General features: G+C 67.0%; 5 protein-coding genes and 2 pseudogenes. 3 read left to right on the top strand and 4 right to left on the bottom strand.

Annotation, left to right across the window (positions count from 1 at the left end; genetic code table 11):
• Positions 1-62 precede the first annotated feature (62 nt).
• Positions 63-188: pseudogene (locus FCN18_RS34845) on the top strand (ATP-binding protein); the annotation flags it as partial.
• A 1,016-nt stretch (positions 189-1,204) separates the two neighbouring features.
• Here FCN18_RS34845 and FCN18_RS34840 read toward each other — a convergent pair.
• Positions 1,205-2,437 (bottom strand): CaiB/BaiF CoA transferase family protein, encoded by a 1,233-nt coding sequence (locus FCN18_RS34840; RefSeq protein WP_158303237.1) that lies wholly within the window; start codon positions 2,435-2,437, stop codon positions 1,205-1,207.
• A 47-nt stretch (positions 2,438-2,484) separates the two neighbouring features.
• On the bottom strand, positions 2,485-3,687 hold the full coding sequence (locus FCN18_RS34835) for a CaiB/BaiF CoA transferase family protein (protein WP_137097197.1): 1,203 nt from the start codon (positions 3,685-3,687) through the stop codon (positions 2,485-2,487).
• 857 nt (positions 3,688-4,544) lie between these two features.
• Here FCN18_RS34835 and FCN18_RS34830 point away from each other — a divergent pair.
• Both FCN18_RS34830 and FCN18_RS34825 read left to right on the top strand, forming a co-directional pair.
• On the top strand, positions 4,545-5,807 hold the full coding sequence (locus FCN18_RS34830; protein WP_158303236.1) for an Nramp family divalent metal transporter: 1,263 nt from the start codon (positions 4,545-4,547) through the stop codon (positions 5,805-5,807).
• Between the two features lie 13 nt (positions 5,808-5,820).
• On the top strand, positions 5,821-6,249 hold the full coding sequence (locus tag FCN18_RS34825; protein WP_228714275.1) for a PaaI family thioesterase: 429 nt from the start codon (positions 5,821-5,823) through the stop codon (positions 6,247-6,249).
• Between the two features lie 82 nt (positions 6,250-6,331).
• Here FCN18_RS34825 and FCN18_RS41025 read toward each other — a convergent pair.
• Together FCN18_RS41025 and FCN18_RS34820 are read right to left on the bottom strand one after the other, a co-directional pair.
• Positions 6,332-6,873, bottom strand: a pseudogene (locus tag FCN18_RS41025) (transposase); the annotation flags it as partial.
• Between the two features lie 22 nt (positions 6,874-6,895).
• Positions 6,896-8,416 carry an aldehyde dehydrogenase family protein gene (locus tag FCN18_RS34820; RefSeq protein WP_137097196.1) on the bottom strand — a complete coding sequence of 507 codons (1,521 nt, stop codon included), beginning with the start codon at positions 8,414-8,416 and terminating at the stop codon, positions 6,896-6,898.
• Positions 8,417-8,615: the final 199 nt, after the last annotated feature.

Genomic DNA, 8,615 nt, shown 5'->3' with positions numbered 1-8,615 from the left:
AACGCCAGGGAGGCGCACCAACCCCATCGTGTACATCGTGGACGCTCAACCCGAGCGGTTAGATAACCGCGGCCATGATCGACCGCCTGGTCCACCACGCCGAGGTGATCTCGATGACGGGAGACAGCTACCGCCTCAAAGACCGAGACCTCGGCCGCGTACCACCGGCCACGAAGACCAACGACTAAACAACCAAACCAGGGTGGGTCACGGTTCACCCGGAACAGCCGGGTCCGGATTCGACCGGAGTTGACAATCTGGCTCTGCCGCTGATTTTGAGGAGCGTATACCTGGTCTCCGATCGGGATAATAGAACTATGACGCCTGTGCATTGTGTACTGTCAGAGTCATTTTTTCCTCACCTCAATGGGTTGATCGTAGAATATGTTGAGCGCAAGGCTGGCGAAATCGTCGTCTCCGCGCAGGTCCGCGGTCATCGTGCTCGTTGTCGTCAATGTGGAAGTCTTCTGGGCGGGTGCGCGGTCGTTACCGCAGGACGTTGACGGATGCTCGAATGGCTGCGACGAGCGTGGTGGTTGTTCTGGAGGTGCGGCGTTCCCATTGTGCCAATACGAAGTGCGCGGCCGTGGCCTTTGCCGAGCAGATACCGGGTGTGACACACTCCGCATGTCGGGCGTCGGCCTGCCCCGAGATGAGCGATCTGGCCGATGCGGTCCGCGGTGTCGCAGGCCTACCCGCACCCAGCCCGGGCAACGCCACCGGGTTACGCGAATGGACCAGGGCCGTCCGCAGCTTTGATCTGCCCTACCTGCACTCCTTCACCCGCGGGCTGGACAAGATACCGACGCCTCGCCGGCCTCACCCGGCCCTACAGCAAGTGCCCCACCGGAGGCCGCGTCAACCGCAATTCAAAATGATCAAGAGGCAGTGTACGGTCGTGCTGGACTCGACCTTCTCCGCAAATGCATTCTCCCTAGTAACTAGGATGACATCATAAGATCAGCGACAGAGCCGATGATCTGACGCTCCCGCACCAAGGTCTCCGCCACCGAGCAGGTCGAGATCGGCCGACAGGTGTGCGAGGCGGCCGCCAAGATCTCGTCCCACCCCCCAGCCCGGCGGCGTGATCGGCGCGGAGGCGTAGCCACTCCCAAGACGAGGACGGGCGTTCCGTACCGCGGGTGGGCGAAGATGGAGGCTCCCACCCGGTTCGCGAGACGCCCGTCCTCAGCGTCCGCCGGAGTCAGCCCAGGCCGATTTCCCCGCGCAGAGACCGTGCCTCTTCCTCGGAGTAGCCCAGCCCGCGCAGGATTGCCTCGGCATCCCCGTCGACGACTGGGGGAGCGGACCGGATCGTGCCCGGCGTTTCGGAGAGCACGATCGGGATACCCAGCCGGCGCTCCACCGGGGTGTCGCCGGTCAAGGCGAACATGCCGCGATGCCGCGTCTGCGGATCCCGGGCCACCTCGTCGAGGCCGCGGACCGGCGACACTGGCAGGTCGTATTTGGCAAGGTGGTTCAGCCACTCCCTGGCGGTGCGCCCGGCCAGGATCTTCGCCACCTCGTCGCGAATCCGGAGCTCGTCGTCGTTGGGGCCCCGTGAGTAGTGGTCGGGCGTGAAGGCGAACTCGGCTAGCTCGGGCCGTTCGATTGCCTCGCAGAACCGGGTCCAGAACCACGGTTCCAGGCAGCCGACGCTCAGCAGCTCGTCGTCGGCGGTGGCGTACAAGCCGTAGTAGGCGAACGCACCGGACATCGCGTCGCCACCGCGCTCCACCCATGGATTCCCGTCGAAATGCGCACGTGCCGTGGGGGTGGCGGACAGCAACGCTATCGAGGAGTCCACATAGGATACGTCGACGAGCTGACCGCCGTGCCCGCGTTCCCGGGCGAACAGCGCCAGCAGGATCCCCGCGACCGTGTGCGCGGCCGCGGCGCCCAGATCGGCCACCAGGTTCAGCGGCACGCTCGGCGTGGAGCCGCGCGGACCGAGCAGGGACAGGATCCCCGACTCCGCCAGGTAGTTGAGGTCGTGGCCGGGCCGGAGTGCGGACGGGCCGTCCTGGCCGTAGCCACTCATCGCCGCGTAGATCAGTCCCGGATTCTTCGCGCGCAGGGTTTCGAAGCCGATGCCGAGACGCTTGGTTACGCCGGGGCGGAAACCCTCGATCACCACGTCAGCCTTCTCGACGAGCCGAAGAAAAACCTCCTTGCCCGCGGGCTTCTTGAGATTGAGCCGGATGCTCTTTTTGTTGCGGTCCAGGTGTCCCGGGGAGACCGCCCGGTACTCGGTGGCCGGTCCGGAGGTCGCCTTGGCCCGGGCCTTGCCGGGCGCAGAAATCTTGATCACCTCGGCGCCCATGTCCGCGAGGATCATGGACGTGTACAGGCCGGGGGACGCGGTGGTCAGGTCGAGCACCGTGATCCCGGTCAGCGGTCCGGACGAGAGGTCTGGTCGTGTGCCGTGCTCAGCCAATTGAATTTCCCATCGTCGGTGTCGGGTTGGTCGCCTGCGGAGCCGGGTCAGATGACGCCCTGCGCACGCAACGTGGAGATCTCCTCGGCGCCGTACCCGGCCAGCTCGCTTAGCACGTCGTCGGTGTGCGCCCCCAGCACCGGCGGCGGCGCGGTGACCTGCAACGGGCTGTCGCTGAATTTCTGGGCGTGCCCGAGCTGGGGGATCTTGCCCAGGGTCTCGTGTTCGACCTCGATGACCATGTCCCGCGCTACGAGCTGGGGGTGGGAGAATGCCCGGTCCAACGTGTTCACCGGCGCGGCGGAGGCACCTTCCCGTTCCAGCGCCGCGAGCGCTTCGTCCGTGGTCCAGCCGGCGAAGACCTTGTCCAGGATCTCGTAGAGCTCGCGCCGGTTCTCCACCCGTGCGGTCGAGGTAACGAAACGGGAATCGTCGATCAGCTCAGGGCAGCCCAGGGCCCGACAGGTGTTCTCCCATTGCCGGTTGTTGGCAGTGGCTAGCATCACGTGACCGTCGAGGGTCTGGAAGGCCTTCCACGGCACGTTCCACTGGTGCTCGCTACCCCAGCGCCCGGGCACGACCCCCGCGCACAGGTAGGCCATCGCGCTCAGGCTGGTGAACGAAACCCCCGCCTCCAGCAGAGAGGTGTCGATCTTCTGCCCCTTGCCGGTGCGCTCGCGCAGTAGCAAGGCGCTGGTGATGGCGTCCTTGGCGTAGAGCCCGGCGAGGTTGTCCAGAATGGACACGCCGATCTTCACCGGGACGCGGTCGGCCTCGCCGGTCAGGCTCATCAACCCGCACAGTGCTTCGGCGGTCGTCGCGTAGCCCGCGCGCTGCGCCCACGGGCCGTCCGGTCCCCAGCCGGAGATGGAGCAGTAGATCAGCCGGGGGTTGATCTCCTTCAGATCTTCGTACCCGATGCCGAGTTGGCTCGCCTTGCCGGGGCGGAAGTTTTCGACCACGACATCCGCGCTGCGGACCAGCTTCTTGATCAGCTCCACGCCCTCGGGTGTGCGCAGGTTGACCGTGGCGCTCTTCTTGTTGCGGTTCACCGCGAGGAACGCGGTGTTCTGCTCGCCCATCCTCGGGTTGCCTTGGTGTCGGGAGTCATCACCCACCTCCGGCTGCTCGATCTTGATGACCTCGGCACCGTGGTCACCCAGCAGCATCGTGCAGAACGGGCCGGACAGGACCCTGGTCAGATCGATGACGAGAACTCCGTCGAGTGGCCGGGGCGGAGCGTTGTTCATTGTTTTCTCACCCGTTCCTGGAAGATGAGACCTGCGATGGACCAACTAGTTGTCGCGGGTGCGAGCTGCTCGCGGGGCCGTGCCGGTTTTGATCGGTCCACCGGGACGCGGTCGTGGATGGCGGCTGAGTCGCGGTCTGGCCGACCGCGGACGTTCCAGCTCGAGCATCGATATGCTGGCACATGATATCTCAAGATGCAATATGTCACCACCATGCTGTCCAAAGCAGGAGGTTTGCGCTCTGTCAAAGTGGCCCTTGACACGTCATCTGGTATATCCATATCTTGATATCCGCCATACGAGCGGCCGTGTCGGTGCGGATATCGAGAAAGCGCCGGCTACCCGTGGCCGACGGCCGCACGATCGGCCGTCCAGGTGGAATGGCGAGCCGTAGCCGGCTAGTGGTATCTGAACTCGGCGGCATCGCCGGGGCCGGCCTCTTCCTAGGTCAGCAGCGTTGCGCTAAGGAGGCACTATGCATGTGCGGTCAGACATGGGGTTCCTGGTACCACGCCGATCATCGGGACTGCAGGTTCCGCGCCGTCCGGCAGGACGGACTGATCCGCGACCCCCCGTTCGCACTCGCCGGGTGAGCTGATTTTCACGGCGAGTTTGGACGTTTCTTCTCCCGTCTTTTCCGGGGTCCGGCACATTCCGGCACCCGATCGATTCGAGCGGCGCGACCGGCGTCTTCGGTGTACGGCTCAAGGCTGTCCCGGTTCCTTCCGCTGTCGCCGTCCTGGGCGGCCGCGGCCCCCCGAAATGCCCACCGCACAGGAGGTTTGCACGTAATGGTGGAAAAGTCGGACATTGATCCGCCAGCGCCACTGACCGGTAGAACCGGGCCGGCGGAGGCCGTGTCCAACCCGGTCCGGCCCTCGTTGCGGCAGGTCGGGCCAGGCCTGGTGCTCGCGGCGACCTGCGTCGGGGTCGGCGACATGGTCACTGCGATCGTGGCAGGAGAGAAGACCCAGCACGGCCTGGTGTGGGCCTTCCTCGTGGCCGTGATCATCAAGTACTACGTCACGATCGCCATCGGCCGATGGAATTTGGCCACCGGCAAGACCATCGTGCAGGGATTCCGCGCGATCAGCGTGGTCGCCATCGTGCTGGTGGCGGTCTACGCGGTGATCTGGGGGCTGATGTTCGGGGCCGCCGGCCCGGCGGTAGTCGGGCTCTCCGCGACCGCGATGTTCCCAGTGTTCGACGCGAACACTTGGGCGATCATTCACGGGGTCGCCGCCTTCATCATCGTGCTCGTCGGTCGGTACCGGGTGATCGAACAGATCATGAAGGTGTGCGTCGGCCTGATGTTCGTGGGCATGGTGGGGGCGGCGCTGCTGGTGCGGCCGGACTTCGGCTCGATCGCCGTTGGCATCGTCCCGCGCATCCCGGACGGCTCGCTGTTCTACGTCATCAGCATCATCGGCGGTGTGGGCGGCACGCTGACGCTGACCGCGTACGGATACTGGGTGCGGGACAAGGGCTGGCGCGGGCGGGAGTTCCTGCCGATGATGCGCCTGGACTCGGCGATCGGCTACATCGCCACGGCGATCTTCGCCATCTCGGTGCTCGTCATCGGTGCCACGTTCCTCTACGGCTTCGGCCGGTCCGTCGACTCAGCAGGAGGGCTGCTCGCCCTGGCCGAACCGCTGCGTGACAGCTATGGGCACGCGGCGTACTGGTTCTTCCTCGTCGGCTTCTGGGCCATCGCGTTCAGCTCAGTCCTCGGCGTGTGGAGCGGGGTTTCGTACCTGTTCGCCGACCTCGTCCGCAACGTGGTGAACAAGGGCAAGGAAGTCGACGCTGGCGGCGAAGGCGACAAGGCGCCCCTGCAGAAGACCAAGTCCTACCGCGTCTATCTGCTCCTGCTGACCTTCCCGTCCATTCCCGTCATGTTGCTCGGCTCGCCGGTATTCCTGGTACTGGCTTGGGTCACGCTCGGCGCGTTCTTCATGCCATTCCTCACGATTGCCCTGCTGTACCTGCTCAACGCCAAGAAATACGGGGTCCGGCGACCGGGTGAGTCGCCGTTCTCGCTGGTCAATATCGTGCTCGCGCTCAGTGCCGTGCTGTTCGTCGTGCTGATGGTCAGCGAGCTGATACGGACGTTCTCGTAGAGAGGAGACCGGGGTGAGTGTGGAAACCCATGAACTGAGTACGGCTGCGGTGCAGGAGATGTTCGACCGCAGCGCCTTCCACCGATGGCTGGGGCTACGGGCGGAGGCCGTCGGGCCGGGCAGTATCGAGATCTCCGCGCGGTGGCGACCCGAGTGGGTAGTCCGCCCGAAAGGCGAGCCCACGCACGGCGGGATCCTGGCGGCGCTGGTCGACGTGGCGGCGGACTGGGCGCTGTACTCCCGGACCGGGCGGGGCGTGCCCACCATCGACCTGCGGGTCGACTACCACCGCGCGGCGGCTCCGGGCGACCTGACCGTCCGAGGCGAGGTGGTCAATTTCGGCCGTCAGATCTCCGTCGCCGAGGCGACGGTGATCAACGCGGACGGCGTGCTGATCGCCAGCGGCCGAGGGGTCTACCTGACCAAGCCTCCTACGTCATGACCGGCGGACGGCTCGCCAGACACGGAGAAGGGCCTCGCCGTGCGAGGGCGGATTCTCGCGGTCGTCGCAACACCTGATGGCCCTACGTGGTTGTCAGTAGATCACGCAGACGCTCGGCTGGAGTTTCCAGCCGAGCGTTCTGCGTGGTCGGCCGTTCAGTTGCTGGGTCCCGTGCTCGAGGTCCGCGGCGCTGTGGATGGACAGGTCGATGCCCAGGGGGTGCACAGCGCGGGAGCGACCTCGGGCCGCAGCCCGCCACAAGCCTGGACATAGATAACTTGGTAGATCTTCTGCGCAGTCACCTGCATGCCGCCGCCCTCGGGGAACTCGTTGCCAGAGCGTGACAGATCTGCTCGGGCGACCACCGCTGGGCAGCCTGAGCGACGTAGTCCCGCAAGGGACCGTCCCGGGCGAGCTTGAACTCCTCGCGCCGCGGGGGGCTCTGCGGCCACGCAAGCTGCGCCCGGCGCGGCCGATAGACACCACCGACGGAACGGGCATCGATCTTGCGCTTGATCGTGCGTGCCGGCCGCCCCAGTGCCCGCCTGAGCGCCCGCAGCGACTCGCCCGCCCGACGCAGTCAGCGATCTGCTCTCGCTCCGCCAGCGTGAGGAACCGAGGATGCGGGCGAAGTCCTTTTTCGCGCTCAGTAGCCGACGCTCAGCTTGCCGTCGACGCGCCGGGGAATGCCCGCGACGTTGTCCTCCCGCAGCTCCTCGGGCAGCAGCTCGGGCGGCACGTCCTGCCAGCAGACCGGACGCAGGAACCGCCGGACCGCGGTTACCCCGACGGAGGTGTGCGGTGCGGTCGCCGCGGGCCAGCCGGCGCCGTGCTGGGTCGCCCAGGTCACCGCCATCCCGGGCGGGTAGGAGTTCCACAGGATGCGGCCGGCACGCTCGGCCAGCGCGGTGAACGCGGCGCGGGTGAACTCGACCTCGTCCGCTTCACTGTGCACGGCTCCGGCCAGCGCGGGCTCGAGCAGGCGCAGCGCGGCGAGCAGGTCGTCCTCGGTGCCGTACCGCACGATCAGCCCGTACGGTCCAAAGACCTCTTCCAGGAGGCTCTGGTCCAGCTGCGTGGTGCCCACGCTCAGCACGTGCGGTGCCACCGCGAACCCGGCTCCGCCGGGCCGGACCGCGTCGACCAGGCAAGCCACGTCGTGGTGGCGGGACAGCGCGGCGACCTGGTCGAAATAGGCGTCGCGGATGCCCTGATTGGCGACCACCAGCGGCTCGGCGAGTTCGCTGAGGCGGTGCGCCAGTTCGGCGCACAGGCGGTCACCGTCCTCGCCGTCCGGCACGAAGGCCAACCCCGGTTTGGTGCAGAACTGTCCGGCGCCCTGGGTGAGCGCTTGCGCGAGCCCTGTCCCGATGCCTGCTGCCCGGGTGCGCGCCGCGCCGGGCGAGACCACCAGCGGGTTCACGCTGCCCAGCTCGCCGTAGAAGGGGATGGGATCGGGTCGGGCGTTGACCAGGTCGAGCAGGGCACGCCCGCCCCGCTGCGAACCGGTGAAGGCGACCGCGGTGATCTCACCGCGCTGCACCAGAATCGCGCCCGCATGGTGGCCGTGCACGAGCCCGATGGCCCCGTCCGGGGCACCCGCCGCGGACGCGGCTTTCGCCAGTACCGCGTACGTGCGCTCGGAGGTGGCCGGGTGGGACGGGTGCGCCTTGACCACTACCGGGCAGCCGGCGGCGAGCGCGGACGCGGTGTCGCCGCCGCCCACCGAGAAGGCGAGCGGGAAGTTGCTCGACCCGAAGACGGCGACCGGCCCCAGCGGGACGAGCATGCGGCGCAGGTCCGGTTGCGGGCCCAGCGCGGTCTCCCTGGGATGTTCGATCGTCGCCTCCACATAGGAACCCTCGTCGAGGGCGTCGGCGAACAACCGGAGCTGGTAGGTGGTACGGCCGAGTTCGCCGCGCAGCCGGGGCGCGCCCAGCGCCGTCTCCGCGTCGGCGACCTCGACGATGCCGGCTGCGTCCGCCTCCAGACCCTCCGCCATGAGTCGCAGCATCGATGCGCGCCCGGTCCGGCCGAGCCGCTGCAACTCCGGTGCCGCCGCCGCCGCGGCACCGGCGGTGGCGGACACGTCATTGGGACTGGCTTCTTCGCCGAGAAGCTGCCGGACTGCTCCGGTGCGGGGGTCCAGGCTGACGACGGCCGACATGGGAACCTCCAGGATCTCGAGGTTCGGCTACCGGCGCGGGAAGGGGGCGGAGGAACCTCGGGAAAGGGGTTTGACACCCGGAATATGAGATATTAGCGTAGCATACATGAGATGTCGGCATGCTAGTCTGCCGACGAGTCCAACCGCCGATTCGTAAGCCGGCTTCTTCAGGTTCATCGATCGCGCGGAGTATGCGTGC

The organism is Prauserella endophytica (genome assembly GCF_005146945.1).
In the GTDB taxonomy this organism is placed as follows: domain Bacteria; phylum Actinomycetota; class Actinomycetes; order Mycobacteriales; family Pseudonocardiaceae; genus Prauserella_A; species Prauserella_A endophytica.
This window is presented reverse-complemented; position numbering and strand designations above follow the sequence as displayed.

Bases quoted from the DNA above. Each gene is read 5' to 3' on its own strand.
- FCN18_RS34820 (WP_137097196.1), bottom strand. From the start codon at position 8,416: ATGTCGGCCGTCGTCAGCCTGGACCCCCGCACCGGAGCAGTCCGGCAG.
- FCN18_RS34835 (WP_137097197.1), bottom strand. From the start codon at position 3,687: ATGAACAACGCTCCGCCCCGGCCACTCGACGGAGTTCTCGTCATCGAT.